Origin of the sequence: Cupriavidus sp. 2SB, assembly GCF_005503625.1 — a bacterium.
GTDB lineage: Bacteria > Pseudomonadota > Gammaproteobacteria > Burkholderiales > Burkholderiaceae > Cupriavidus.
The window spans coordinates 1-24,229 of sequence record NZ_SCMX01000091.1; the positions used below are offsets into that span (position 1 = coordinate 1).

The 24,229-nt window shown below is 63.9% G+C and carries 22 protein-coding genes; 17 read left to right on the top strand and 5 right to left on the bottom strand.

What is annotated here, in order from left to right:
* From FFS21_RS27780 to FFS21_RS27810, 7 genes are all read left to right on the top strand, one after another.
* Positions 1–1,648 (top strand): MBL fold metallo-hydrolase (locus FFS21_RS27780; protein WP_502705203.1); only part of this gene is annotated, 1,648 nt, incomplete at its 5' end.
* Between the two features lie 114 nt (positions 1,649–1,762).
* The gene (locus FFS21_RS27785; RefSeq protein ID WP_137927919.1) at positions 1,763–2,200 is read left to right on the top strand and encodes a hypothetical protein; all 438 of its coding nucleotides are present in this window, start codon (positions 1,763–1,765) and stop codon (positions 2,198–2,200) included.
* Positions 2,201–2,439: 239 nt separating this feature from the next.
* On the top strand, positions 2,440–2,595 hold the full coding sequence (locus tag FFS21_RS27790) for a hypothetical protein (RefSeq protein ID WP_237380098.1): 156 nt from the start codon (positions 2,440–2,442) through the stop codon (positions 2,593–2,595).
* Between the two features lie 266 nt (positions 2,596–2,861).
* Entirely contained in the window at positions 2,862–4,025 is a 1,164-nt protein-coding gene (locus tag FFS21_RS27795; protein ID WP_249359712.1) for an AI-2E family transporter, read from the top strand.
* A gap of 151 nt (positions 4,026–4,176) precedes the next feature.
* On the top strand, positions 4,177–5,232 hold the full coding sequence (locus FFS21_RS27800) for a cyclase family protein (RefSeq protein WP_137927921.1): 1,056 nt from the start codon (positions 4,177–4,179) through the stop codon (positions 5,230–5,232).
* 180 nt (positions 5,233–5,412) lie between these two features.
* Positions 5,413–6,621, top strand: coding sequence for an ABC transporter substrate-binding protein (locus FFS21_RS27805; RefSeq protein ID WP_249359713.1), 1,209 nt, complete (start codon positions 5,413–5,415; stop codon positions 6,619–6,621).
* 218 nt (positions 6,622–6,839) lie between these two features.
* Positions 6,840–7,946, top strand: a complete 1,107-nt coding sequence (locus FFS21_RS27810; protein WP_137927922.1) for a porin — start codon at positions 6,840–6,842, stop codon at positions 7,944–7,946.
* 257 nt (positions 7,947–8,203) lie between these two features.
* On the opposite strand, the gene hglS is transcribed toward FFS21_RS27810, so the two are convergent.
* Complete coding sequence (gene hglS, locus FFS21_RS27815) at positions 8,204–9,559, bottom strand: 2-oxoadipate dioxygenase/decarboxylase HglS (RefSeq protein WP_137927923.1); 1,356 nt, start codon at positions 9,557–9,559, stop codon at positions 8,204–8,206.
* 90 nt (positions 9,560–9,649) lie between these two features.
* Complete coding sequence (locus tag FFS21_RS27820) at positions 9,650–10,555, bottom strand: LysR substrate-binding domain-containing protein (RefSeq protein ID WP_137927924.1); 906 nt, start codon at positions 10,553–10,555, stop codon at positions 9,650–9,652.
* A gap of 169 nt (positions 10,556–10,724) precedes the next feature.
* On the opposite strand from FFS21_RS27820, the gene FFS21_RS27825 reads away from it, so the two are divergent.
* The gene (locus FFS21_RS27825) at positions 10,725–11,012 is read left to right on the top strand and encodes a CppA family protein (protein ID WP_137927925.1); all 288 of its coding nucleotides are present in this window, start codon (positions 10,725–10,727) and stop codon (positions 11,010–11,012) included.
* Between the two features lie 80 nt (positions 11,013–11,092).
* Here FFS21_RS27825 and FFS21_RS27830 read toward each other — a convergent pair whose 3' ends face one another.
* Positions 11,093–12,769 (bottom strand): thiamine pyrophosphate-binding protein, encoded by a 1,677-nt coding sequence (locus FFS21_RS27830; protein ID WP_137927926.1) that lies wholly within the window; start codon positions 12,767–12,769, stop codon positions 11,093–11,095.
* Positions 12,770–13,035: 266 nt separating this feature from the next.
* Between FFS21_RS27830 and FFS21_RS27835 the strand changes: the two genes are divergently transcribed.
* From FFS21_RS27835 to FFS21_RS27855, 5 genes are read left to right on the top strand one after another with little or no spacing between them, the layout of a single operon-like run.
* On the top strand, positions 13,036–14,043 hold the full coding sequence (locus FFS21_RS27835) for a Bug family tripartite tricarboxylate transporter substrate binding protein (protein WP_137927927.1): 1,008 nt from the start codon (positions 13,036–13,038) through the stop codon (positions 14,041–14,043).
* Positions 14,044–14,046: 3 nt separating this feature from the next.
* The gene (locus FFS21_RS27840; protein ID WP_137927928.1) at positions 14,047–15,141 is read left to right on the top strand and encodes a malate/lactate/ureidoglycolate dehydrogenase; all 1,095 of its coding nucleotides are present in this window, start codon (positions 14,047–14,049) and stop codon (positions 15,139–15,141) included.
* 16 nt (positions 15,142–15,157) lie between these two features.
* Positions 15,158–15,949, top strand: coding sequence for a 2-dehydro-3-deoxyglucarate aldolase (gene garL / locus FFS21_RS27845; protein ID WP_137927929.1), 792 nt, complete (start codon positions 15,158–15,160; stop codon positions 15,947–15,949).
* A 28-nt stretch (positions 15,950–15,977) separates the two neighbouring features.
* Positions 15,978–16,889 (top strand): 2-hydroxy-3-oxopropionate reductase, encoded by a 912-nt coding sequence (locus FFS21_RS27850; protein WP_137927930.1) that lies wholly within the window; start codon positions 15,978–15,980, stop codon positions 16,887–16,889.
* On the top strand, positions 16,889–17,824 hold the full coding sequence (locus FFS21_RS27855) for a LysR family transcriptional regulator (RefSeq protein WP_137927931.1): 936 nt from the start codon (positions 16,889–16,891) through the stop codon (positions 17,822–17,824). The genes FFS21_RS27850 and FFS21_RS27855 overlap by 1 nt, the downstream gene beginning before the upstream one ends.
* Before the next feature lie 169 nt (positions 17,825–17,993).
* Here the strand turns inward: FFS21_RS27855 and FFS21_RS27860 are convergent, their stop codons facing one another.
* The gene (locus tag FFS21_RS27860) at positions 17,994–18,329 is read right to left on the bottom strand and encodes a hypothetical protein (protein ID WP_137927932.1); all 336 of its coding nucleotides are present in this window, start codon (positions 18,327–18,329) and stop codon (positions 17,994–17,996) included.
* A gap of 274 nt (positions 18,330–18,603) precedes the next feature.
* On the opposite strand from FFS21_RS27860, the gene FFS21_RS27865 reads away from it, so the two are divergent.
* Together FFS21_RS27865 and FFS21_RS27870 are read left to right on the top strand one after the other, a co-directional pair.
* Complete coding sequence (locus tag FFS21_RS27865; RefSeq protein ID WP_137927937.1) at positions 18,604–19,089, top strand: GFA family protein; 486 nt, start codon at positions 18,604–18,606, stop codon at positions 19,087–19,089.
* Positions 19,090–19,209: 120 nt separating this feature from the next.
* On the top strand, positions 19,210–20,529 hold the full coding sequence (locus FFS21_RS27870; RefSeq protein ID WP_212745276.1) for a PQQ-dependent sugar dehydrogenase: 1,320 nt from the start codon (positions 19,210–19,212) through the stop codon (positions 20,527–20,529).
* A gap of 117 nt (positions 20,530–20,646) precedes the next feature.
* Here the strand turns inward: FFS21_RS27870 and FFS21_RS27875 are convergent, their stop codons facing one another.
* Positions 20,647–21,723 carry a porin gene (locus FFS21_RS27875; RefSeq protein WP_137927933.1) on the bottom strand — a complete coding sequence of 359 codons (1,077 nt, stop codon included), beginning with the start codon at positions 21,721–21,723 and terminating at the stop codon, positions 20,647–20,649.
* Positions 21,724–21,924: 201 nt separating this feature from the next.
* Here FFS21_RS27875 and FFS21_RS27880 point away from each other — a divergent pair, with 201 nt between their 5' ends.
* Positions 21,925–22,641: a response regulator gene (locus FFS21_RS27880; protein WP_137927934.1), complete on the top strand. Its 717-nt coding sequence runs from the start codon at positions 21,925–21,927 to the stop codon at positions 22,639–22,641.
* A complete protein-coding gene (locus FFS21_RS27885; RefSeq protein ID WP_137927935.1) occupies positions 22,638–24,026 on the top strand; it encodes a sensor histidine kinase in 1,389 nt (462 codons plus the stop codon). Before FFS21_RS27880 ends, FFS21_RS27885 begins: the two co-directional genes overlap by 4 nt.
* The last annotated feature ends 203 nt before the right edge of the window (positions 24,027–24,229 follow it).

The following is a 24,229-nucleotide window of genomic DNA, read 5'->3' on the forward strand; positions in this document are numbered from 1 at the left end:
ATCCAAGGCCATGCGCCACGCTGCCAGCATGCTTGTGCTGCGTGACGGGCCACAAGGCATGGAAGTGCTGCTGATGCGTCGTCCGCAACGCGACGATGATCGCAGCGCCGGTGCCTACGTGTTTCCGGGCGGTGTGCTCGATCCGCAGGATGCTGCGCTCCATCCGCTCTGTACGGGGCTCGATGACGCTGCGGCGAGTGCGCGGCTCGATGTGGCTGGCAACGGGCTCGACTACTACCTGTGCGCGGTGCGCGAGGCGTTCGAGGAAGCCAACCTGCTGTTTGCCTACGATGCCAGCGGGCAGATCGTCCGGCTCGACGATCTTGGCGAGGCGGTGCGCGGCCAGTTGCGCGAAGCGGCCAGCTATGGCGGCAAGGGCGTGGCCCATGTCTGCGAGACGCTGGGCCTGACGCTGGCCGTCGACAAGCTGGCCTATTGCGCTTACTGGCTCACGCCCCCGGGGCTGGCCAAGCGATTCGATACACGCTTCTTCATGGCAATCCTGCCGGCCGGCCAGACCGCCATCCACGATGGCGTGGAAGCGGTGGAGCATCGCTGGATGCGACCCAGTGACGCCGCCGATCCGGCCGCCAATCTCACGCTCGTCAATGCCACGCGCCGCATCCTGCAGTCGATCGCGCACTTTCCCACGGCGCAGGCGTGCTTCGACTACGCCCGGCAGCAGCGCAACATCGCACTGGTCATGCCGCGCCTGGCGCACGGTCCCAAGGGGCAGCGGCCCGTCATGCCTGAGGAGCCGAGCTACGCGGAGATCGCGCGGATCGATCCGGACGGCGCGGGCCATGGCCGCTATACGCTGGAACCCGGCCTCGCGGTCCGGCTTTCCGAACGCGTCTGGCGTGTGACGGCCAACAACGGCAACGTGATGACCGGCCCCGGCACCAATACGTACTTCGTGGCCGGCGCGGACAACACGTGGGCCGTGATCGATCCGGGTCCTGACGATGCCGAGCACTTCGCCGCCGTGATGGCCGCCGCACCAGGACCGGTCAAGCTGATCCTGACCACGCACACGCACCTGGATCACTCGCCCGGTTCGGTGCGCCTGCGCGAATCCACCTCGGCGCCGGTCTGGGGCCGCGTGACTACGGTGGCCGATCGCCAGGACCCGACGTTCCGCCCCGACCACATGCCCGATCACGGCGACCGCATCGTGTTGAGTCCGGATACCACGCTGCGCGTGATCCATACCCCAGGGCACGCGTCGAACCACCTCTGCTTCCTGCTCGAAGAAGAAAAGACGTTGTTCACGGGCGATCACGTGATGCAAGGCTCCTCGGTTGTCATCAATCCGCCCGATGGCGACATGCGCGACTATCTGGCGTCTCTTCAGATGCTGCTGGACGAGGACATCGACTGGATCGCACCCGGCCACGGCTTCCTGATGCCGCGCCCCCACGAAGCGATCCGCCTGCTGATCCGCCATCGCCAGCAACGCGAGGCCAAGGTCATGAATGCGTTGCGCGCGCTGGCGCCGGCCAATATCGCCACGCTGCTGGCCAGCGTCTACGACGATGTGCCCGAACGGATGCACCCGGTGGCGCAGCGGTCGTTGCTGGCGCATTTGAGGAAACTGGAGGGGGATGGGGTTGCGCGGGATGTGGACGGGGTCTGGACCCTCGTCTGACCGGCAACTTGGGTCAAGGCAAGCCCCAGAAATATCTGGAAACCTTTCCTCGCTTGGTCCCCGCGCTCGCCGCTGCCTACAGTGATCTGAACAAGACCCGCTGAAGGTGCCGCCATGTCCAGACTGCTCGCCGTGTTGCTGTTGACGCTGGCCACTTATGGCGCCGCGCACGCCGTGACCAAGTGCCAGGGGGATCGCGAGACGCTCTATACCTCCGGCGCGTGCCCTTCCGGCTATCGGGATGTCACCAGTTCGATGAAGGGCAAGGTCACCACGGTGACCAAGTCGCCAAAGGTCCGCAGGGACGAACAGGATTACCTGACGCAGCGGGCGCGATTGTCGCAACAGATAGAAAACTGGGATGCACGGGAGGACGAGCTCGCCATGCGCTCCCAGACCACCTTCTGGAATCAGTGCCGGGCCCTGGAATACCAGGCGCGCGCATCGGAACGCGCCATGGAGCGCTCCGAATACTGGTCGCATGCCGACCGCTACCGTGATGCGGCCCGCGCACTCCGGGCGGAGCAGTACAGCATGGGCTGCTACTTTTGACTGATTCCGAGCAATCTGACTAGCCGAACCGCGACGAAGATCGCCACCGATCCGCTGGCGATATCGTACTTTGGGCCGATATTAGTGACATTTAGATCGGCATACAAAAACTTTCAGCGGAAATGGGGTCGGGATCACGTGTGGGGTCACATACAATCCGTTGCGTCAGTCACGGTTGGCTGATGTTTATCCGGTTCTCGCGGCTTTTGCAGTCGCAACCCCTCCTGTGAAAGAAAACCATGCTGACTCTCACTGCGACCGTTGCGTATGTGCTGGCCTGTATCGTTGCCATCGCCTTTGGTGCTCGCTGGATGTTCAAGAACGACCCCCTGCTCAATCCCAAACAGCGCCTCGACACCGCTTCTCGCCCGATTGCTGACGATCCACCTCGCTAGCGTGCGGTCATGACCATTGCATCACCCAGAACGCCGGTTCACCAGACCGGCGTTTTGCATTCCCGAAGGGATAACCAGGCATAAGCCGGAGATGCGCGCCGGAGTCCTACACGGCCCCTCGCTTCGCGCCGACATTCCGGATCTGGTCCACGCACTATGCTCAGAGCAGGTTCCCCCAGCCTGCACTCCGAGCCATGTCGACTGTCCCACCGGCCGTTCCCTCCTCCCCTGCCGTACCGGCCGTGCCGCCCTCGACGGGGATCGCCATGCCAGCACCGCCGCAGGAACAGGCGGGTGCCCCCGAGTCTGCTGCGGCCGCGCCCATCACCGCGCCCGACTTCTCACCGCCTGCCTGGACGAGTTCGATGCAACGCGCCAGCGTGGCGCTGATCGTCCTCGCCACGCTGGCGTCGCTCTATGCCCTGCACGTGGCCCGGGCGTTCGTGGTGCCCGTGGTGTTTGCCATCGTACTGGCCTACCTGCTTGACCCACTGGTGGCATGGCTACAGCGGCAGCACGTGCCGCGCCTGGTGGGAGCGACGGTGGTCCTGCTCGGCCTGCTTGGGCTGATCCTGTGCAGCGCCTATCTGCTGCAGGGCCAGGTCTCGTCCATCGTGGATCGCCTGCCCGATATCGCCAGCAAGTTGTCGCGTTCGGTCGGGGAACTGATGAGCGGCGACGATTCGATGCTGCAGAAGGTGCGCCGTGCCGCCACGGTGCTGGGCGGCACCGGCCAGCCGCCGGCGCCACGTGGCGCCCGGATCATCGTCGACAGTTCCGGCGACAGCCTGAACACTGTGCTCTGGGCCGGCTCGATGGGCGTATTCGCGCTCATGGCGCAGGCGGTGGTGGTGCTGTTCCTCACATGGTTCCTGCTGCTCGGCGGCGACATGTTCAAGCGCAAGTTCATCAAGATGTCCGGCAAGACCATCAGCCGCAAGAAAATCAACGTGCACATGCTCGACGAGATCAACCGGTCGATCCAGCGGTACATGCTCTTGCTGCTGGTCACCAATGCCTCGCTCGGCATCTGCACTTATCTGTTGCTGCGGTATCTCGGCGTCGAGAACGCCGGCACGTGGTCGCTGGTGGCCGCCGCACTGCACCTCGTGCCCTACTTCGGCTCGCTGCTGACCTCGGTGTGCCTCGGTGTGGCCGCCTTCATGCAGTTCGGCACCCTGCCGATGGTGGGCGCTACAGCGGGCGGCTCGCTGCTGATCGCCACGCTGATCGGCAACGGCATGACCACCTGGATGACCGGGCGCATGGCGCGCATGAATGCCGTGGCCGTGTTCGTCTCGCTGCTGCTGTTCACGTGGCTGTGGGGCACCTGGGGCATGCTGCTGGCCATTCCGCTGGCGGTCATCGCCAAAGTCGTGGCCGACCATGTGGAAGGACTCGAAGTCCTGGCCGAGTTTCTGGGCGAGTAAGTTCCACACGCGATCAGGAGCACCCCTTTCGTATTGCCAGGCAAAACTCTGGTGCGGCGCAGAATGACCGCCGCTGCGCAATCGCCTATAAACGGCCTCGGCGCCACTCGCTGGCGACACAACAAGTAAAACATCCGAGGAGACCTGAAGCATGCGCTGGAAGCAACGTCCGGAAGGTTCCAACTGGGGCGATTTTGGTCCCGACGACCAGCTAGGCCGCGTCAACCTGATCGGCCCCGAACAGGTGGTCAAGGGTGCGCGCGAGATCCAGGCGGGCATCAGCTTCTGCCTGTCGATGCCGCTCGACTACCCAGGCGGCAACAAGCTCAACCCCCGCCGCCATCCGCCACAGCTACGCCCCACCTTTCGCGACGATATCCCCTACCTGAATTTCCCGCTGGCCAAGGTCAATCCGGCCGCCACCGATGTCATCAGCGATGACCAGGTGCTGCTCTGCCTGCAGTACTCGACGCAGTGGGATTCGCTCGCGCACGTAGGCGCCCTGTTCGATGCCGATGGCGATGGCCGGCCCGAGCGGGTCTACTACAACGGTTTCCGCGCCAACGACGACATCGTGGGGCCAGTGGACTATGCCGAGGACGACCACTTCGAAGCGCACGACTGCGGCCACGGCCACGCCAGTCACGCCGACGCGCTCGGCATCGAGAACTTCGCCGTCAAGGGTATGCAGGGCCGGGGCGTGCTGGTAGACCTGGCCGATGTCTTCGGCACCGAATTCCGCAACGTCGGCTACGACGACCTCATGCGCGCCATGGAAACCCATCGTGTGGAAGTGGAGCGCGGGGACATGCTTCTGCTGCGCACCGGCTTTGCCGAGGTGGTGCTGTCGATGCAGCGCAATCCCGACGAGGAAGTGCTTCACCACAGTTGCTGCGCGCTGAATGGCCGCGACGACCGGCTGCTGAAGTGGATCACCGATTCCGGCATCGCTGCACTGATCGCCGATAACTACGCCGTGGAGCGCTATCCTGCGCCGCCGCCCGACGATGCAAGGGCGCATCCGCTGCTGCCCTTGCATCATCACTGCCTGTTCAAGCTCGGACTACCACTGGGCGAACTTTGGCACCTCCGCGAACTGGCCGACTGGCTGCGCGCGAACCATCGCACACGTTTCATGCTGACTGCGCCGCCGCTCCGGCTGCCCGGGGCTGTGGGGTCGCCGGTTACGCCGGTGGCGACGGTTTGATTTTGCTGCCCGTCGTTGCTTTGCTCCCCTCTCCCACAACATGGGAGAGGGGTTGGGGGAGAGGGCCAGTGCTTCAAGTTCTAATCCGCATCTCGGAGAGGAAAGGCTTGCCCTCTCCCCCGCCCCTCTCCCGCTCGCGGGAGAGGGGAGAAAACCAAAAAACATTCCAGGAGGAGACCCATGCAACCCATCAAGACCATCATTGCCGCCGCACTCGCCGTGACATCGCTCGCCTCTCATGCCGCCGTCTCCGATGACGTCGTCAAGATCGGCCTGCTGCTCGACATGAGCGGCCTCTATGCCGATGTCACCGGACGCGGCAGCGCCACCGCGGCGCAGATGGCAATCGACGACTTCGGGGGCAAGGTGCTGGGCAAGAAGGTGGAGCTGGTGGTCGTCGACCATCAGAACAAGGCCGACATCGCCGCCAACAAGGCACGCGAATGGTTCGATACCGACAAGGTCGACGCGATTCTCGACGTGGCCGCCTCCGCCCCGGCGCTGGCCGTGCTCGACGTGGCCAAGCAGAAGAACAAGATCGTGGTGTTCTCTGGCCCTGGCACCGAGCGGATCACCAACGACCTCTGCACACCGGTCTCCGTCCACTACGCCTACGACACCTACGCACTGGCCAACACCACGGCGCGCGCGATGGTACAGCGCGGGGGCAAGACCTGGTTTTTCCTGACCGCCGACTACGCGTTCGGCCACACGCTCCAGGCATCGGCGACGAGCGTCGTCAATGAGTCCGGCGGACAGGTGCTCGGCGCCGCGCGTCATCCGCTGAACACCAGCGACTTCGCGTCGTATCTGCTCCAGGCACAAGCCAGCAAGGCGCAGGTCGTGGGGCTGGCCAACGCTGGTGGCGACACCGTCAACGCCATCAAGGCCGCATCCGAATTCGGATTGACCCGCAGCGGCACGCAGAAAATGGCCGGACTGCTGCTCTATATCAACGACATCCACGCCATCGGCCTCAAGACCGCCCAGGGGCTGGTGCTGACCGAAGCGTTCTACTGGGACATGAACGACGCCACGCGCACGTGGTCGCGCAAGTACTTCGACCGCGTCAAGAAGATGCCGAACATGAGTCAGGCCGGCGTCTATTCGTCAGTCACGCACTACCTGAAGTCCGTGCAAGCGGCGGGCGGCGACGAAACCGCGTCTGTCATGAAGCAGATGAAGTCGCTGCCGATCAACGACTTCTTCGCAAAGAACGGCCGCATCCGCGAGGACGGCCGCATGATCCACGATATGTACCTCTTCGAGGTCAAGAAGCCCGAGGAATCGAAGTATCCGTGGGATTACTACAAGTTGCTGGCCACAGTGTCCGGGGACCAGGCGTTCATGCCGGTGGCGAAGTCGCAGTGTCCGCTGTTGAAGAAGTAGCAGTCGTGCCGACCGCCGGCGACTGAATCGCCGGATAAAACGAGGCTCCGGTCAACGTGCAGTTGGCCGGAGCTTTTTATTGTCCACACCCCAAAACAATCTGTCAGACGATCCGCTCTTCTTTGCTTCGACACCAATCGTTACATTTCAGTCGCCGCACCGCGCCTGAGCCGAATGGGGACGCGCGTGCGCGTGTCTCTAGAAAAGGATAACGAAGCATGAAGACCCGTATTGCCTGCCTGGCCGCCCTGGCCGTATTGCCTGCCCTGCCTGCCGTGGCGCAGGCGCAATCGAACATCACGCTCTACGGCGTGGTAGATGCCGGCGTGGAGTTCCTGACTCACGCTCCGAACAGCGCCACGGGTGGCAGCAACAACCTGGTCCGGATGTCGGCCGGCAATATGTCGACCTCGCGCTGGGGCCTGCGCGGCTCTGAAGATCTTGGCCGTGGCCTGAAGGCGGTCTTCACGCTGGAAAGCGGTTTCGATCTCGATACTGGCAGCCTGAACCAGGGTGGCCGCCTGTTCGGGCGCCAGGCATTCGTCGGCCTGCAGAACCAGTACGGCACCGTGTCGCTGGGTCGCCATCAGACCGTGCTGTATGACTTCTCGCTGGCCTATGACCCGATGGCCATCGCCACGCGTTACTCGGTGCTGATGCACGACAAGTGGATGTCCGGCCGCGCCGACAACTCGCTGAAATTCACGGGCCAGACGGGTGCGTTCTACTATGGCCTGCTCTACAGCACGGGCTACGACAGCAGCGCTGGCGGCGAAGTGCCGGGCGACTACAAGGCTGGCCGCAACTGGTCGGTGGCAGGTGGCTACGATTCGGGTCCGGTGTCGGCCCGCGTGGTGTATGACGAAGTGCGCGGCAGCACCATGGCCACCGATGACAATCGCGAACGTCGCGCCAGCGTGGGTGCGAGCTACAACTTCGGACGTGGTCGCGCGTTTGCCGGCTATCGCTGGTACTACGGCGACTTCGCCAGCAGTTCGCTGCGCACAAACCTGTACTGGGTAGGCGCCACGTACCAGGTGACCCCGGCCATCTCCGTGACCGGCGCCGCGTACTACACCGATGTACGCAACAGCAGCGGCGATCCGTACAGCTTCGTGCTGTCGAGCACATACGCACTGTCCAAGCGCACCGACCTGTACGCGATTGCGGCGTACGCGCAGAATCGCAATGGCTCGTCGATGGGCTTGTCGGGCTTTGGCCCGTCGCTGAACGGCAGTGCTACCACGCTGACTGCGACCAGTGCGCAGGTTGGTACGGGCCAGAACCAGTTCGGCGGGATTGTCGGCGTGCGTCACCGGTTCTGATCGCCCAGCAAGAACAAGCTCCACGACGAAGACTTTCCCTTCGTCTTTTCATGGACCCGTCCGGGTGAAGACCTGGCGGGTCTTTTTCTTTGGTTTTTTTCTTGCTGGTGGTGTTCTCCCCTCTCCCGCGACGCGGGAGAGGGGTTGGGGGAGAGGGCAAGCATTTCGTCTGCGATAGCCGCTGTTAGAACTTGAAGCGCCGGCCCTCTCCCCCGCCCCTCTCCCGGAGGGAGAGGGGAGAAAACAAGGTGGAAGGATCAAGCCACGCCCAACACATTCAACGCCACCCTCAACGACGCTTCCTGCTCTGCCGCATACAACGCCAGCTCGTCACTGACGCTCGCTCCCAGCGCCTGCTCGAATGCTGCGCGGTTGGGCGATGCCTGCAGATCGTCGCGACGCTCGTCGCCGAGGTTCGACTGGAAGATGCCGGCTGCGCTGACGGGCAGGAAATCTTCGTACGTGATCGGCTCGGCCACGAGTGCGCCGGAGGCGATCAGCGCTTCCACATCGCTGCCGTCCGCCGCCACATTGCCCACGGCGTAGCGGTAGTAGGCCAACCCTTGCTGGCGCAGCCCTTCGTGCGTATCGGGGAATGCTTCGAATACTTGCGACAGCGTCTTGCGGTACGCGTCCGCATTCGAACCGTCGCCAGCCGGCGAAATAGTCTTGCGGACTTCGGCCAGCAGTTGGTCATACAGTTGGCGACCCTTCGGCGTGAGCGCCACGCCGCGTTGTTCGATCTCACCGAAGCGGGCCGTGTGCGTGCCGGCTTCTCCGCCGTCGGTAAAGGTCACCGGTTCGCTCAGCGCAAGAAAACTCGTCTGGCGCAGCAAGATCGGGCAGCGGCGGGTAGGCGGACCTTCGACCACAGCCTTGGGCTGGATGCCACGCGATGGCATCTGCGCCTGCACCATGTCGATGTCGAGCGTGCGGGGCGTCAGGTGATTGATGTGCGGGCCGGGAAAGCAGACGATATCTGCGATCAGCGGATGCGTCTTGCGCAGCTTCCAGTAAAGCTCGGACGTCACGGTCGACTTACCGTGCCAGCGGAACGTTTCCAGTGCCTCGGTCACGAAGCGCGCGGCATCGTCCTCGCTCAAACCGCCCTGTGCTTCGGCACGCTCGATCATCGCCAGGCATCCCGGCGTGAAGATCGAGCGCGTGGCCAGCACCGCAGCAGCGGCATCGCGCAACGCGACATCGTCGATCAGATCCAGTCGCAGCAGCGACGTGAAGACCCGAAACGGGTTCTCGGCCAGACCCGCCGTATCGAGCGGACGGAACGCCGTGGAATGCACCGGCACGCCGGCTACGGAAAGATCGTAGTAACCCACCGGGAACATGCCCATCACCCCGAACAGGCGACGGATGGTGGCGAGTTCTTCGGGCGTGCCCACGCGGATTGCGCCGTGGCGCTCCACCTCGATACGCGATTCCTGGCCGGCCGCGCCGGCTGCAGCGGCGCCGATGCTGGCCAGCACGTCGGCGTTGGTGTCGGCAACGAGCGCCATCAGCGTGCCGTACTGCGGCACCTCGGCGCGATACATATCGGACATGGCACGCGAGAACTGCGCGCGGATCTGGCTGGGGGACGAGAAAGTGGCTGTCATGATCTTGAGGGGAAATTGCGCCGCCAAGTGTCAGACAGCCGGCCCTTCCTCGCAAGCAACATTTCTACGCTACTTGATGCCTTTTACGCATTAACGCTGGTTTGCACCACATTGGCGCAATAGCCAGTCGGCAAATGACTGGGCCTTGTCATCGCCGGGCTTTCCTTCCCGATAGGACACAAAGTACGCCCCGCCGTCTTCCGCCTTGCGTGCAGCCTGAAATGGCAGCGCCACCAACTGCCCACTTTCCATTTCGGAATGAACCATCATCGCGGGCAGCACTGCCACGCCTAGCCCGCAGATCGCCGCGCCGGTCACCATCGTGAACAGGTCATAGCGGGCGCCAAGCCGGGCTTTGCGGCGCACGTCCTCGTCATCTGCGCTGAACCAGTCGGGCCAGGCATCGGGACGGCTGGCCAGATGCAACAGCGGCAGGCGGAGCAGATCGTCCCGCTCGCGCAGCCTTGCCTGTTCGAGCAACAAAGGACTGCAGACCGGGATCGAGGGCCCCTCGTCCAGCAGCCGCGCGTGGGGATGCCCCTCCCAGGGCCGGTCGCCAAAGTAGATCGCGGCATCGAACAGCGATTCGGCGAAATGGAATGGTTCGGGCCGGGCGTGGATATTGACGACGATGCGCGGATGCTCGGCACGGAAGCTGGCCAGCCGGGGAATCAGCCATTGCGTGGCGAAGGTGGGCACCACCGCCAGCTCGATCACGTCCATGCCCCCAGCCCTTGAAGCCAGATCCTTGGTGGCGCGCTCGATCGCCTTGAGTTCCTCGCGGATCTCCCGGACGTAGCGGTCGCCATCGGCTGTCAGCACCACTCGCTGGCGCACGCGCTCGAAAAAACGCACACCAAGCCGGGCTTCCAGCGCCTGGATCTGCCGGGAAATCGCGCTCTCGGTCACGTTCAGTTCGGCCGCCGCACGCGTGAAGCTGCCGAGCCGGGCGGCGCACTCAAGCATCTGGAGTGCAATCAGACTGGGAAGACGCATGGAACAAGGTTGGGGCGTGCGGCAACCCACAGTGGGATGCCGCAAAGGCTGCCATTGTGGCACCGGCGTCCCACCGCTGTCTTATCGAGCCCTTGAAAATTCCGAAACACTGTATATATTTACAGGTACTGTATGGATGAACAGTAATCGGAGATTTCGGAGTCTACAGATGGAACATCTGATCCGTGTGCAGAACGAATATGACCGGCAGATCCTGGTCTGGCTGCGCGGGCGCATCGGCGATGCCGCCCTCGCCTCTGCGGCCCGACGCGCTGCCGGGGATGGCAGGAAGCCCTATCTTTCCACGATTTGCCGGATGCTGAACATCCGGCCACCCGCAAGGCGTGTCTTTCTGGAGGAAGCCCGGAAGACCCATCGGGCCGTCGGGGACCGGTATCTGGCCCAGATTCGCCAGATCCTGGGCACACCCGAACCCGCGCAGACATCTCTTTTTTGAGAATGATCCCCGCTTTAGCCGAAACCATGGGAATCCCATAATTATTGGATTCCCATAATTCAAACTAAACGCGCCTGGGGTCAGCGCAGCGGCAACTCCGTTACCCGCATGGCCGGCGTGATCTGCAGCGGGTCTGTCACCAGCTCCAGCACGGCCGGCTTGCCCGCCTTCATGGCCCGTTCGAATGCTGCGGCGAAATCTTCGGTCCGCTCCACGCGCTCGGCCCATGCGCCGCAACTGCGCGCCATCTCCACAAAATCCGGATTGACGATAGCCGTGCCGCTCTGCCGGCCCGGGTAGCGCTTTTCCTGATGCATGCGGATCGTGCCGTACATGCGGTTGTTCACCACGATCGTGATCAGGTTGGCGCCATGCGCGGCGGCCGTGGCGATTTCCTGCGGATACATCAGGAAGCAGCCGTCGCCCGCGAAGCAGACCACGGTCTTTTCCGGATGGCGCAACTTGGCGGCGATACCAGCCGGCAAGCCATACCCCATCGCACCACAAGTCGAGGCAAGCTCGGTACGGGGCCGCTTGTACGCGTAGAAGCGATGCAGCCAGACCGTGTAGTTCCCGGCGCCATTCGATAGCATCGCGTCTTCCGGCAACACCTGGTTCAGATGCGCCATCGCGGCCCCCAGATCCACGCCCGTCAGTTCGGCGTGCGGCTTGGGTGGCGTGACAAATGCCTCGTGCTCGGCCCGCGCACCCGTGGTCCAGTCCTTCCACGGCTTGGCAGCCGGGGCCGGCAGTGCCGCCAGCATCGCGGCACCCGCTTCCACGCCGGCATGGATGGGCAGCGCGGCCTGATAGACGCGGCCGAGTTCGAAGCTATCGGCATGGATGTGAACCAGCTTCTGCTTCGGCCGCGGCGCATCCAGAAGCGTGTAGCTATCGGTCGCGATATCGCCCAGCCGCGTACCGAAAGCCACGATCAGATCGGCGGTCTTCACGCGCTCCGCCAGCTTGGGGCTGACACCGAGGCTCAGGTGGCCCACGTAGTGCGGGTCGCGATTGTCGATCACGTCCTGACGGCGGAAGGCACAGGCCACTGGCAGATCCCACGCGTTCACGAACGCGGCGAAGTCGCGCACGGCGGCGTCCGTCCAGTTCGCTCCGCCCGCGATCACCAGCGGACGTTGTGCTTCGGCCAATGCGGCGGCCAGCGCCTTGGCATCGGCTGCAGCCGGGGAAGCAGCAACCGCACGATACGGCGCGGCATCGGCGCATTCCACCATGCCGTCGAGCACGTCTTCCGGCAGCGCCAGCACCACGGGGCCGGGCCGGCCCGATGTGGCGACCTGGAAGGCGCGTGCCACCATTTCCGGAATGCGCGCGGGGTCGTCGATCTCGGCGGCCCACTTGGCCATCGAGCCGAACACGGCGGCATAGTCCACCTCCTGGAATGCTTCCCGGCCCTTGTACTGGCGCGCGATCTGGCCGACGAACAGGATCATCGGCGTGGAGTCCTGCGCGGCGATATGCACGCCGATGCTGGCGTGCGTGGCACCCGGCCCGCGTGTGGCAAAGCAGATGCCCGGGCGGCCGGTCAGCTTGCCATCCGCCTCGGCCATATTCGCCGCCGCGCCCTCGTGCTTGCAGACCACCAGGTCGATGGACGACTCGTCATGGAGCGCGTCCAGCACGTCGAGAAAGCTCTCGCCGGGCACGCAGAAGATGCGCTCGGTGCCGTGAATGCGCAGTTGGTCGACCAGTACATGACCGCCGGAGCGGGCCGAGGGGGTTGCAGTTGTCATGGCGAAATCCAGTAAAGAGGCTTCGTGAATGTCTGCAATTGTTCCGTTTGACGCCCAAGGCCGCGCGGTCTATCGTGCATTTCTGTTATGCGTTTTTTGCAAGGCCGCACGGCGGGTGTCCGTGTAGATTGACAGGCGAGGCGCCGTACAAGGCGCCCGGTTCTGCGCCGCTGCTCCGTCCCGGAAACCGGCAGGCAGAACGACATAAAGGGAAACGCCGAACCGGGATGAAGACCCCGAAACGTTCCGTGAACAGGAGACAACCTATGCTTTTGACCCAACGCGCCATGCGGCCCGTGCTGGCCGTGCTTTGTACCGGATGCATGGCCGTGGCCGGCCATGCCGGCGCCCAGACCGGCACGCATGCGGCCGACCACTATCCGTCCAAGCCCATCACCTATGTCGTGCCCTTCGCAGCCGGCGGCACCACCGACCTGCTTGGCCGCCTGATCGGCCAGAAGCTCTCGCAGACACTGGGCCAGTCCGTGGTGGTGGAGAATCGCGCAGGCGCGGGTGGCAACATCGGCTCGGACTATGTCGCCAAGGCGCCTGCCGACGGCTACACCATCCTGGGCGGCACCATCAGCTCGCACGCCATCAATACGAGCCTGTATCCGAAGATGCCGTATGACCCGGTCAAGAACTTCCAGCCCATCACGCTGATCGGCACGCTGCCAAACGTGCTGGTGGTCAACAGCAGCAGCCCATGGAAGAGCGTGCAGGACGTGATTGCCGCCGCCAAGGCCAAGCCCGGCTCGATCAACTTTGGCTCGTCGGGCAACGGCACCTCGCAGCATCTGGCCGCCGAACTGTTCGCCAACATGGCCGGCCTGCGCATGACGCACGTGCCGTACAAGGGCAGCAGCCAGGCCGTGCAGGCGCTACTCGGCAGCCAGGTGGATCTCGTCTTCGAAAACAGCCTCGCCGCGATTCCGATGATCCAGTCTGGCAAGTTCCGGGCATTGGCCACCACTGGCGGCAAGCGCGCTGCCGAGTTGCCCGATGTGCCGACAATGGCCGAATCGGGCCTGAACGGCTACGAGATCGTGTCGTGGCAGGCGATCTTCGCACCGGCCGGTACGCCCGCGCCGGTGGTCAACAAGCTCTCCGCCGAAATCGGCAAGATCATCCGCCAGCCGGACGTGCGTGCCAAGCTGGCCTCGATGGGCGTGGAGCCTTCGGGCGCCGGCCCCGTAGAATTGTCCGCCTTCCAGAAAGCCGAGGTGGCCAAGTGGGCCAACCTGATCAAGGTCGCCAATATCCACCTGGAGTAATGCATGAGTGAACATCGAATCCCGACTGCCGGCCTGCATCAGTGGGTGGTCGATCTCTGGCTGGCGGCGGGTTCCGACGCGCGCGAGGCGGCATTGACCGCTGATCACCTCGTCGGCGCCAACCTCTCCGGCCACGATTCGCACGGCGTGGGAATGATCCCCAAGTACGTGATGTCATGGCAGGCGGACCAACTCCAGTTGAACCAGCAGGTCAGCGTGGTGCATGAGTCCGGTGGCATCCTGAGCCTCGACGGCAATCGCGGCATGGGCCAGGCGGTGACCGAAGAGGCCATGCGCATGGGGATCGAGCGCGCGAAGGAGCACGGCGTCTGCGTGCTGGGCCTGCGCCGCTCGCACCATCTGGGACGTGTGGGCCATTGGGCCGAGCAGGCCACGGCGGCCGGCATGATCTCGATCCACTTCGTCAACGTGCTGTCCAAGCCGATCGTCGCGCCGTATGGCGGCTACGATGCGCGCTTCGGCACCAATCCGTTCACGATCGGCGTGCCCGTGGCGGGCCAGCCGCCGCTGGTACTCGACTTCGCGACGAGCGCCATCGCGCTCGGCAAGGTACGCGTGGCCAACAACAAGGGTGTAGCGGTGCCGCCGGGTTGCCTGATGGATCCGCACGGGCACCCCACCGACAACCCCGCCGTGATGTTCCCGCAGCCCGGTACGCCGCAGGGCGCGCTGCGTACGTTTGGCGAGCACAAAGGCCATGTCCTTGCGGTGATGTGCGAACTGCTCGGCGCCGCCGTGACGGGCGGCCACACGATCCGCCCGGAAACGCTCACGCACGAACACGCCGTGTGGAACAACATGCTGGCCATCGTGTTCGATCCCGCGCGGATGGGTAGCAGCACCTCGTTCGGCCATGAAGTCGAATCGTTCGTCGAATGGATGAAGGCCTCGCGCCTGCAACCCGGCAATGACGACATCAAACTGCCCGGCGATCCCGAACGCGCGTGGCGCCGCGCCCGCGCCGAATTTATTCCCGTGGATAGTGGCACGCTCGCGCAACTCGACGATGCCGCGGCACGCGTGCTGCAATCGCGCGGCAAATCCCCGGGCCCGCTGTCGGCGCTGGCCGCAGACTGATCAGGAGTTTTCCAACATGACTGCCACCCCTCACCTGCCCCAGCTTCATCCGCTGCCCAACCGCTTCCGCGCCGACATGCTCGCGCGCAAGCGGCTGATCGGACTATGGAGTTCGCTCGGGCAAGCCACCACCAGCGAGATTGTCGGTCTGGCCGGCTTCGACTGGATTCTGCTCGATGGCGAGCACTCGCCCAATGATGTGCTGACCTTCGCGCCGCAACTGATGGCGCTCAAGGACAGCACCAGCGCGCCGGTGGTGCGCCCGCCGTGGAATGATCCGGTAGCGATCAAGCGGCTGCTCGACATCGGCTTCTACAACTTCCTGATTCCGTTCGTGGAATCCGCCGAGGAAGCGCGCCGCGCGGTGCAAGCCACGCGTTATCCGCCCGATGGCATTCGCGGTGTCTCCGGTGCGCAGCGGCAGAACCGCTACGGCACGTTGCCCGACTTCTTCAAGACGATCAACGACAACATCTGCGTGCTCGTACAGATCGAAAGCCGCAAGGGCGTGGAAGCCGTCGAAGCAATCTGCGCCGAGCCCGGCGTGGACGGCATCTTCATCGGTCCGAACGACCTGGCCGCGGCATACGGTCATCTCGGCAATCCGAACCACCCCGATGTGCAGGCCGCCGTAAAACAGATTTACGATGCAGCGAATCGCGCGGGCAAGGCCATCGGCACGCTGACGCCGGTGGAGGCCGACGCCAAACGCTACCTCGACATGGGCGCGCACTTCGTGGCCGTGGGTATCGACCACGTGCTGCTGCGTGATGCGGCCCGCGCGCTGCGCGAGCGCTTTCCTTCCTGACAGAACTTGTAGCAACCGGACATCAATCATGAGCAAGATCGGATTCATCGGACTGGGCGTGATGGGCAAGCCCATGGCGCAACACCTTCAGGCCGGCGGCCACACTGTTTACGCGCACACGCGCAGCGGCGTGCCGCAGGAACTGCTTGACGCAGGCATGCAGTCGTGCGCGAGCGCTACCGAAGTCGCAAAACAAGCGGAAGTCATCTTCCTGATGCTGCCCGACACACCGGACGTGGCGCGCGTGCTGTTTGAAGACAACGGCGTGGCAGCGGGTCTCGCCAAGGGCAAGATCGTGGTCGATATGAGCTCGATCTCGCCCATCGAGACGCGCGAGTTCGCAAAGAAGATCGAAGCCTTGGGCTGCGACTACGTAGACGCGCCGGTCTCGGGTGGTGAAGTGGGCGCGAAGGCCGCCACGCTGTCGATCATGGCCGGCGGCAAACAGGCCGTGTTCGACAAGGTCCTGCCGCTGCTGCAACTGATGGGCAAGAACATCACGCTGGTGGGCAACGCAGGCGACGGACAGGTGGCGAAGGTTGCCAACCAGGTGATCGTGGCGCTGACCATCGAGGCCGTGAGCGAGGCGCTGGTGCTGGCCGCCAAGGCCGGCGCCGATCCGGCACGCGTGCGCGAGGCGCTGATGGGCGGCTTTGCCAGCTCGAAGATTCTCGAAGTGCACGGCGAGCGGATGATCAAGCGCACGTTCAATCCGGGCTTCCGCATCGAGCTGCACCAGAAGGACCTGAACCTGGCGCTGTCCACGGCCAAGGCGCTGGGTCTGGGCATGCCGAACACGGCATCGACGCAGCAACTCTTCAACGTGTGCGTGGCCCAGGGCGGCGCGGCATGGGATCACTCGGGACTGGTCAAGGCCATCGAGCACCTGTCGTCGTTCGCCATCGGCGACAAGCCGCCTGTTTCGACAACTACGGCCTGATGTCTGCGCTCAATTCCGACGACCTGGCGTGCTTCGTCTGCGTGGCCAACACGCAGAGCATCTCGCGCGCTGCGCTGGAACTGGGCGCCGACCAGTCCACCGTGAGCCGTCAGATCACGCGGCTCGAAGCTGCGCTCGACACGCGGCTGTTTCATCGCAGCGGGCGCGGCGTGGTACTGACCGAAGCTGGTGCCACGCTGCTGGGCTACGCGCGGCAGGTGGCCACCACGCTGTCCGAAGCACGCTCCGCGGTGCGGGCATCTTCCGCGCAAGGGCCCACGCAACTGGTCATCGCCGCGCAGCCGACCATCGCCAACACCGCGTTTGCGTCCATCGGCACCGCACTCAAGGAGCGCTATCCGGCAACGAAACTGCGTTTTGTCGAAGGACTGGCATCGCCGATCCTGTCCTGGCTCGCAGCCGGTGAAATCGACGTTGCCCTGCTCTACCTGCCCGAGCAACAGGGCGCACTCAAAGTGGATGTCCTGCTGGAAGAAGACCTGACGCTGGTCACGCCTGCATCATGGAGCCACGTCGGTCCCACGTTTCAGGCCCGACGCCTGGGCGAAGTGCCGCTGATCCTGCCGAGCACGACCAGTGGCCTTCGCATGCTGGCTGAAGCATTGGCTACGCGCGCCGGGACGACATTGAACGTGGCGATGGAATGCGATGCGTCGAACGCGGTGTCGATGCGGCTTGTGGAAGACGGCTGCGGCGCGACGCTGCTGCCTTTCGCAGCTGTAGCGGATCGCGTGGCGCAGGGTCGGCTGCATTCGGCACGACTGGTCGATCCGGTGGTCACGCGCCAGGTGGCCGTGGCAACGGCACGCAATCGTCCGGCGGTTGCAGAGTTGTGGGATGTGATGCAGACGGTGCGGCAGTCTGTGAGGAAGACGGTGATGTCGGGGGCATGGCCGGGGGCGCGGCTCATATAACGCATCGACGGTTTTGCTCCCCTCTCCCGCGCGCGGGAGAGGGGCTGGGGGAGAGGGCCAGCGGCTTCAACGACAGACAAGTCGCTATTTGAAGCTCCATGCCCTCTCCCCCGACCCCTCTCCCGCAACGCGGGAGAGGGGAGCATGCTGCGAGCAGATTGAGACGTCGTTACTGCTTCGTACCCTGCTGCAACTCCGCCTTCGCGGCCTCGTTGGCCGCCTTCTTGGCGTCCTTCTGTTCGCCCTTGGCGGCGCTCACGTCCTGCTTGTACGTGCTCTTGGCTGCTGCCTTCTCCGCCTTGTACTGGTCATTGGCCGCCTTGCGCGCTTCGCGGCGCTCCACCAGCGGGTCCTTCGGCGGCTGGATCTGCACCGTGCCCGGCGGCACTGCGCTCGTGGTGTTGGCGGGAGCGGTCGTGGTCTGCGCGAATGCGGTCGCCGACATCAAGCCTGCAACCAGGGCGCCGACGAGCGAGGTGTTGCGAATGATTCGAGTCTTGGACATAAGAGACCTCTCAATGTTGTTATCGAAAGAACCTGGAACCTGAAACGAAAACGGAGCGTTGCCGCACCGTTTGCCCAAGTTTAGAAGCCATCTGGTGTGTCGCGTGCCGCATTCAAACAATCCCTTACAAAAACTCGCGCGCACTGACAGACAACGCCTGACAAAGCCACAGTTTTTGCCGGGTTACCGTGGCCAATCCTTGCGTCAAGTGCTTGAAACGAGGAGTCCGGTCACCCACACTGTGATGCATTGCCACATCGATATCGGAGTCATCATGCATCTCGAAGGTTCGTGCCAATGCGGCGTCGTGCAGTTCTCGCTTGAGTCGGATTCACCGTCGCCATTCATGCATTGCCATTGCTCGATCTGCCGCAAGACTGGCGGCAGCGCGGGCTACGGCATCAATATCGGCGGCGATGCCGAAACGCTACGCGTTAGCGGGCAAAAGCACGTTGCCCACTTTCATGCGGTGATGCGTGAAACAGGCAAATCGCCGCATCACTCGAAGGCGTATCGCTACTTCTGCAAGCAATGCGGCACGCCGCTGTGGCTGTGGGACCCGCGCTGGCCCGAACTCGTCCATCCCTATGCCAGCGCCATCGATACGCCGCTGCCGAAACCACCGGAAACCGTCGAGATCATGCTGGATGACGCACCAGAGTGGGTCGATGTGCCGCGCGGCAAAAGTCACCGCCATTTCAGAAAGTTTCCCAAGGAATCGCTGCGCGAATGGCATGAGCGCCACGGGATGCTGGGGTAGTCAGACGGCAGCGGACATCAGCTTGCAGCGCCGCTGACATACAAGCCGAGCGCACATTCCTATGCTTCAGGGAGTTCTGCACGACACCGCCTCCTGGAGCCCTCCATGGTTCGCCCCTTCATGATCTATCCCATGGCCACGATGTTCGCCGTCGTGGCCACGCTCGTATTGCTGAGCGGCTGCGGCGAATCGGCCAAGCTGCCCGAAGCGGCCGGCTTTGGTCCCGCGCCCAAGCTGCCTGCACCGAACCAGACCACCATCCCCACCGTCCACGTTGCCCCCGCCAAGGGGTGGGAAAACGGCAAGATGCCCGTAGCCGCCGATGGCATGCGCGTGGCCGCCTTCGCAGACAAGCTCGACCATCCCCGCTGGGTCTACGTGCTGCCCAACGGCGACGTGCTCGTGGCCGAGACCAACGCGCCGCCCAAGCCCGATGACAGCAAGGGCATTCGCGGCTGGGTCATGAAGCAGGTGATGAAGCGTGCCGGTGCCGTAACGCCGAGCGCCAACCGCATCACGCTGCTGCGCGATACCGATGGCGATGGCGTGGCAGACCAGCGCAGCGTCTTCCTCAAGGATCTGAATTCGCCGTTCGGCATGGTGCTCGTCGGCAACGATTTCTACGTGGCCAATACCGATGCAGTGGTGCGATTCCCGTACTCACCGGGACAGACCAACATCACGGATGCGGGCACGAAGCTCGTGGATCTGCCCGGTGGTCCGCTGAATCACCACTGGACCAAGAACGTCATCGCCAGCGCGGACGGCAGCAAACTCTATGTGACGGTGGGTTCCAACAGCAACGTTGGCGAGAACGGACTCGACAAGGAAGCGGGTCGAGCCGCCATCTGGGAAGTCGATCGACAGTCCGGACAGCATCGCATCTACGCCAGCGGCCTGCGCAATCCAAACGGTATGGCATGGGAGCCGGCCACGAAGATGCTGTGGACTTCGGTCAATGAACGCGACGAGATCGGCAGCGACCTCGTGCCGGACTACATCACCTCGGTACGCGATGGCGGCTTCTATGGATGGCCGTTCAGCTACTACGGCCAGCATGTGGACGAACGCGTGAAACCGCCTGCTCCGGATATGGTGGCAAAGGCCATCGTGCCGGATTACGCCGTAGGTTCGCACACGGCATCGATTGGCATGACCGGTGCCTCGGGCAACAGCCTGCCTGCGAGATTCCACGATGGGATGTTTGTCAGCCAGCACGGCTCGTGGAATCGCAAGCCGCGCGCGGGTTACAAGGTGATCTTCGTGCCGTTCGATCAGGGCCGCCCCACGGGCGCGCCATTCGATGTACTGACCGGTTTTCTCACCGATGACGGCGACGCGCAAGGGCGCCCCGTTGGTGTGGCCGTGGATACGCGCGGTGGCCTGCTGGTGGCCGATGATGTCGGCAATATCATCTGGCGCGTCACGGGCGCGCAGTGAATCTGCGAAAGCGCATAGAAAAACCGGCGATGCCAGCACTGGCATCGCCGGGGGACCACCCACCACGGCAGCCCAAAGCCTCGAAAGTGTCGAGTTTCCGAAGCGGTTGGAATCGACTCAGAAGCGGTGTTGCAGACCCGCGATCACACCGACCTGATTGCTGCCGTAGCCCACAAAGTCACGAGACACGCTGACGTTCTGCCCATTGCGTGCGCGTGCATAGCCGCCCGACAGATAGGCCGCCGTGCGCTTCGAAAAGTTGTACTGGGCGCGCACCGAGAACAGGATCGGATCGCCATCCGTATCGCCCTTGATGTTCTGCTTGTAGACCGCGCCGATTAGCGTGAAGGCCGGCGTGAAGTCATACGCGGCACCCACCCAGTACAGATCGCTAAGTTGCTTGGACGCCGACGTCGTGAACGTCTTGCGATAGTTGCGATATCCCGCGTAGACCGATAAGGCCCCAAAGTCGTAGCTGGCACCGGCATGGATGCCCTGCACGTAGTCCACATTGTCAGTTGGCGTAGTGCTCGTGCCCGCGCCCATCTGGCGATCCCATGTCAGTGCAGCCGCGAACTTGCCCGCGTTGTAGCCCAGGCCGAGGTCGTATTTCGAGGAAGACTTGAAGCTGCCCGGCACTTCGCCGAACGACATCGTGCCCCCCACCTTGACGGGACCGAACTTGCCGTCGTAGCGCACGATGTTGGCGGAGCGCGAGAACATGCCGTCCTTGCGGCCACCCGTGGCCGTCGACGACGTGGCCCACGAATAGCTCGGTGCGTAGCCCATCGGGTCGAACGGCAGCATGAAATCGTAGGTCGTCGTGAAGTCGCGGCCCATACGGATGCTGCCCAGCGTCTTGTCCTCGATGCCCACCCATGCCCGGCGATCGAACAGCGTGTTGTCGGTATCGAGCTTGCCGGTATCCACGGCGATGCCCGATTCCAGCGCGAAGATCGCCTTCATCCCGCCACCCAGGTCCTCGCTGCCGCGCAGGCCCCAGCGCGACGTGTTCTTGCCGCCCGACGTCATCTTGACGGTCGAGTTGCCGTTGGGGCCGGCGTTGCTCAAGTATTCGATACCCGTATCCACGAGCCCGTAGAGCGTCACACTCGATTGCGCCGCTGCATTGCCCGACACCACCACGCCTGCCAGCGAACCCATTGCGGCCACCGCCGCCACCTTCCGTTTCATGCCAGTCTCCTCGTCGTTCTTGTGTGATCGGGAGCGGATGGTAGAAGGCGCGCACTTTCACTTCGCTTTCAAAGCGGCTGGCATTTTTGCGCGTGGTCCAGGCAACACGACTGGGAGTTTCCCTAACTGGCGAGGGCCGCGCGTAACAGGTATCTATCCACGCGCACCGTTTGCCCCAATCCCCTGCCCCGCTGTTAACCCATGCGTATCCTGCTTGCCGAAGACAATCTGAAACTGGCCGAGTCACTGGTGGCATCGCTGAGCCAGAGCGGCTTCACGGTCGATTGCATGCACGACGGCGCCAGCGCGGATCATCTGTTGACCACGCAAGACTACGCGCTTGCCATTCTCGATATCGGCATGCCGCGCATGGATGGTCTGGAAGTGCTGCGCCGGCTGCGGCAGCGCCGCAACCCGCTGCCTGTGCTGATCCTGACAGCCCACGGCACCGTGGAGGATCGCGTGCGGGGCCTGGACCTGGGCGCGGATGATTACCTCGCCAAGCCCTTCGCGCTGACCGAACTCGAAGCCCGTGCGCGTGCGTTGATCCGGCGCAGTCATGGTCACGACCGCACGGGTCTGTCGTGCGGGCCGCTGCACTTCGACAGTGTCAGCGGCGCGTTCACGCTGCATGGTGCACTGCTGTCGCTCACCGGCCGCGAGCGGGCCGTGCTCGAAGTGCTGATGCTGCGCGACGGCCGCGCGCTCAACAAGGCAGCGCTTTCGGAAAAGATCTTCGGGATCGACGAATCGGTCAATCCGGACGCCATCGAGATCTATGTCTATCGGCTGCGCAAGAAGCTCGAAGGCAGCGGCGTCAGCATCGTCACGCTGCGCGGCCTGGGATATCGGCTCGAAGCACAGGCACAGGACGCATCCCGGCAGACCGACGCGCAGGACGCGCCCCATCCACGATGAAGACCGGCAGCCTCCGGCTGCAACTGACGCTCTGGCTATTGCTGCCGCTGGTGCTGCTGCTGGCGCTCGATGCATGGCTGACGGATCGGCGCGCATCCGCCGCGGCGGATCAGGCATTCGACCGCACGCTCGCCGCTTCGCTCAAAGCCATGCGCGAGGGCATCGCCCTGCGCGATGGGCGTGTGGAAGTGGAGGTGCCCTACCTTGCGCTGGAGGTCTTCGACGCCGAGCAAGGTTCACGGGTGTACTACCAGGTCCGCGATGCCGACGGTACGACGATCACCGGCTACGACGGCCTGCCGATGCCACCCCGGCCGAACCGTACGCTCTATCGCACGCACTTCTACGACGCGGTCTACCAGAACACGCCCTTGCGCATGGCCGCCACGCCGATTCCTCTGCACGATGTGCGATCGGCACGCACGCGCATGGTGTGGGTGCTGGTGGGTGAATCCACCGAGGCCCGGCAGCACCTTGCCCATGACATCCTGATCGGATCGCTGCTGCAGGAACTGGTGCTCGTCACGCTGGCGCTGGTCATTGTCTGGTTTGCCGTGGGGCGCGGCTTGCGGCCCTTGCATCGGCTATCGCACGCCATGGCCGCACGTGGCCCCGACGATCTGCAGCCGCTCGATGACACCGCATTGCCCGACGATATCCGCCCGTTGGTGGCCGCCGTGAACCAGTACGTGGCCCGGCTGCACCGGATGATTGCCGGGCGGAAGCGATTCTTTGCCGATGCCGCGCACCAGCTCAAGACGCCGCTGGCCATCATCCAGGCCGAAGCGGAACTGGCCCTGCGCGAATCCGCTCCCGCCAATGTTCACGCTCATGTGGCGCGGCTGCACGGATCGGTGCAGCATGCGGCGCGAGAGGTGGCGCAGTTGCTCTCGTTGTCCCGCCTTGAAAACGATAGTGGTTATGCTCCCGACCTGACGCCGCTGCAGCTTGATGCGCTCGCTCGAAACGTGGTGCTTGATTGGGTGCCGGTGGCCCGGCGCGACGGTATCGATATCGGATTCGAAGGCCACGACACCGAAGCGGCCAGCGTCACGCGGATCGAAGGACAGACCCATCTGCTCCAGGAGATGCTCGGCAACCTGATCGACAACGCAATCCGCTATGCGGGCCCCGGCGCCGTGGTGACCGTCCGCGTGGAGGGCAGGCGCCTGATCGTGGAAGACAACGGTCCCGGTGTATCCGCCAGCGAGCGCGAGGACGTCTTCAAGCGGTTCTATCGCGGGCAGGCAAGCGCCAGCCGCGAAGGCAATGGATTGGGGCTTTCCATCGTGCGCGAAATCGTGCGGCTGCACGGCGCATCCATATCGCTGTCCGAGACGCACGGCGGCGGCCTGACCGTCGCCATCGTGTTCCCGGAGAACTAGTTCTGCTGCGGCTTCAGCAGGTTGGCGCGCGCCCGCTGCAGAAAGCCGATGAAGCGCTCGGCCTCTTCCGCGCTGAAACCGCTCAGGGCCTGGGCCTGTCAGGAATTTTGTGTGTAGGGCATAACATGTCGTTAAGGAGCATGTATGCCACGCAAACCGAAAGCCCCATTGCGGGAATTGCCCGCCATCCCGAAGGAATTGAT

What these genes read in the sequence shown, in the direction of transcription:
- FFS21_RS27785 (WP_137927919.1), top strand. Translation starts at nt 1,763, where the DNA reads ATGTCCAGACTGCTCGCCGTGTTGCTGTTGACGCTGGCCACTTATGGC.
- FFS21_RS27790 (WP_237380098.1), top strand. Translation starts at nt 2,440, where the DNA reads ATGCTGACTCTCACTGCGACCGTTGCGTATGTGCTGGCCTGTATCGTT.
- FFS21_RS27795 (WP_249359712.1), top strand. Translation starts at nt 2,862, where the DNA reads ATGCCAGCACCGCCGCAGGAACAGGCGGGTGCCCCCGAGTCTGCTGCG.
- FFS21_RS27800 (WP_137927921.1), top strand. Translation starts at nt 4,177, where the DNA reads ATGCGCTGGAAGCAACGTCCGGAAGGTTCCAACTGGGGCGATTTTGGT.
- FFS21_RS27805 (WP_249359713.1), top strand. Translation starts at nt 5,413, where the DNA reads ATGCAACCCATCAAGACCATCATTGCCGCCGCACTCGCCGTGACATCG.
- FFS21_RS27810 (WP_137927922.1), top strand. Translation starts at nt 6,840, where the DNA reads ATGAAGACCCGTATTGCCTGCCTGGCCGCCCTGGCCGTATTGCCTGCC.
- hglS (WP_137927923.1), bottom strand. Translation starts at nt 9,559, where the DNA reads ATGACAGCCACTTTCTCGTCCCCCAGCCAGATCCGCGCGCAGTTCTCG.
- FFS21_RS27820 (WP_137927924.1), bottom strand. Translation starts at nt 10,555, where the DNA reads ATGCGTCTTCCCAGTCTGATTGCACTCCAGATGCTTGAGTGCGCCGCC.
- FFS21_RS27825 (WP_137927925.1), top strand. Translation starts at nt 10,725, where the DNA reads ATGGAACATCTGATCCGTGTGCAGAACGAATATGACCGGCAGATCCTG.
- FFS21_RS27830 (WP_137927926.1), bottom strand. Translation starts at nt 12,769, where the DNA reads ATGACAACTGCAACCCCCTCGGCCCGCTCCGGCGGTCATGTACTGGTC.
- FFS21_RS27835 (WP_137927927.1), top strand. Translation starts at nt 13,036, where the DNA reads ATGCTTTTGACCCAACGCGCCATGCGGCCCGTGCTGGCCGTGCTTTGT.
- FFS21_RS27840 (WP_137927928.1), top strand. Translation starts at nt 14,047, where the DNA reads ATGAGTGAACATCGAATCCCGACTGCCGGCCTGCATCAGTGGGTGGTC.
- garL (WP_137927929.1), top strand. Translation starts at nt 15,158, where the DNA reads ATGACTGCCACCCCTCACCTGCCCCAGCTTCATCCGCTGCCCAACCGC.
- FFS21_RS27850 (WP_137927930.1), top strand. Translation starts at nt 15,978, where the DNA reads ATGAGCAAGATCGGATTCATCGGACTGGGCGTGATGGGCAAGCCCATG.
- FFS21_RS27855 (WP_137927931.1), top strand. Translation starts at nt 16,889, where the DNA reads ATGTCTGCGCTCAATTCCGACGACCTGGCGTGCTTCGTCTGCGTGGCC.
- FFS21_RS27860 (WP_137927932.1), bottom strand. Translation starts at nt 18,329, where the DNA reads ATGTCCAAGACTCGAATCATTCGCAACACCTCGCTCGTCGGCGCCCTG.
- FFS21_RS27865 (WP_137927937.1), top strand. Translation starts at nt 18,604, where the DNA reads ATGCATCTCGAAGGTTCGTGCCAATGCGGCGTCGTGCAGTTCTCGCTT.
- FFS21_RS27870 (WP_212745276.1), top strand. Translation starts at nt 19,210, where the DNA reads ATGATCTATCCCATGGCCACGATGTTCGCCGTCGTGGCCACGCTCGTA.
- FFS21_RS27875 (WP_137927933.1), bottom strand. Translation starts at nt 21,723, where the DNA reads ATGAAACGGAAGGTGGCGGCGGTGGCCGCAATGGGTTCGCTGGCAGGC.
- FFS21_RS27880 (WP_137927934.1), top strand. Translation starts at nt 21,925, where the DNA reads ATGCGTATCCTGCTTGCCGAAGACAATCTGAAACTGGCCGAGTCACTG.
- FFS21_RS27885 (WP_137927935.1), top strand. Translation starts at nt 22,638, where the DNA reads ATGAAGACCGGCAGCCTCCGGCTGCAACTGACGCTCTGGCTATTGCTG.